The organism is Arthrobacter terricola (assembly GCF_004354015.1).
Classification (GTDB): Bacteria; Actinomycetota; Actinomycetes; order Actinomycetales; family Micrococcaceae; genus Arthrobacter; species Arthrobacter terricola.
Genome location: NZ_SMRU01000098.1, coordinates 1 through 1,562, shown reverse-complemented (window position 1 = coordinate 1,562; position 1,562 = coordinate 1). Strand labels below are relative to the sequence as shown.

Annotated in this window: 1 protein-coding gene; it reads right to left on the bottom strand. The window is 66.5% G+C overall.

All coding sequences use genetic code 11. The features are described from left to right. Window positions 1-1,562 (bottom strand): alpha-glucan family phosphorylase (gene glgP, locus E1809_RS26430; protein WP_133207170.1); only part of this gene is annotated, 1,562 nt, incomplete at both ends.

The window sequence follows — 1,562 nt, the reverse complement described above, 5'->3', positions numbered from 1 at the left end:
TCGCGTTCGGTGGGTGAGGCGTCGTTGTTGGCGGTGGGGATGGCCCAGCCGTTTTCGCCGTCGTACATTTCGTCCCACCAGCCATCGAGCACGGAGAGGTTCAGGGAGCCGTTGATGGCTGCTTTCATGCCGGAGGTGCCGCAGGCTTCCAGGGGGCGCAGGGGGTTGTTGAGCCAGACGTCGCAGCCGGGGAAGAGGGTGCGGGCCATGGCGATGTCGTAGTTGGGCAGGAACACGATGCGGTGGCGGACCTCGGGGTCGTCGGTGAATTTGACGAGGTCCTGGATCATTTTCTTGCCGGCGTCATCGGCCGGGTGGGATTTGCCGGCGATGACGAGTTGGATGGGGTGTTGGGGGTCCAGGAGCAGGGCTTTGAGGCGTGCGGGGTCCCGGAGCATGAGGGTGAGGCGTTTGTAGGTCGGTACGCGGCGGGCGAATCCGATGGTGAGCACGTCCGGGTCCAGGACTTTGTCGGTCCAGCGCAGTTCGGCATCGGCCGCGCCGCGTTTCTTCCACGACGCCCGCAAACGACGACGTACATCCTCGACGAGGGAGACCCGGAGTTCGCGGCGGAGTTTCCAGACGTCTTCGTCGCTGACGTTGTAGGCCAGGTCCCAGCGTCCGGAGGCGTCGGCTTCGGAGCCGAATTGCTCGTGGGCCAGGGCGGAGATGCGCGGGTCCACCCAGGAGGGCACGTGGACGCCGTTGGTGACGGAGGTGATGGGCACTTCGGAGTGGTCGAATCCGGGCCAGAGCCCGGAGAACATTTCACGCGAGACCACACCGTGGAGTTTGGCCACGCCGTTGGCGCGCTGGGCCAGGCGCAGGCCCATCACGGCCATGTTGAACACCGCAGGGTTGCCGCCCTCGTAGTTCTCCTGGCCCAGGTCCAGCACGTTCTCCACGGGCACGTCCGGGGCCAGGCCGGCGTCGAAGAAGTGCCGGATCTGCACGGCCTCGAACCGGTCGATCCCGGCCGGGACCGGGGTGTGCGTGGTGAACACCGTCGACGCCCGGCCCGCGGCCAACGCCTCGGACCAGGACAAGGGGTTCTCCGCGGACATCAGTTCCTGGATCCGCTCGATCCCCAGGAACCCGGCATGGCCCTCGTTGGTGTGGAACACCTCCGGCGCCGGGCACCCGGTCAGGCGCTGGAACACCCGCAAGGCCTTCACCCCGCCCATGCCCAGCAAAAGTTCCTGCTGCAACCGGTGGTCCCCGCCCCCGCCGTACAAACGGTCGGTGATCGAGCGGGCCGCGTCGTCGTTGCCCGGAACGTTCGAATCCAGCAGCAGCAAGGGGACGCGTCCGACGTCGGCACGCCAGATATGCGCGTTCAGTTTCCGCCCGTGCGGCAACGGCAGGGACACGACCACGGGTTTGCCCGTCCCGTCAGCGGAGGGTTCACGCAGCAGCGTCAACGGCAACCCGTCCGGGTCCAGCACCGGGTAGGTTTCCTGCTGCCACGCATCCCGGGACAAGGACTGCTTGAAATACCCCGCCTGATACAACAAACCCACACCGATCAACGGCACCCCAAGATCCGAGGCCGCCTTCAAATG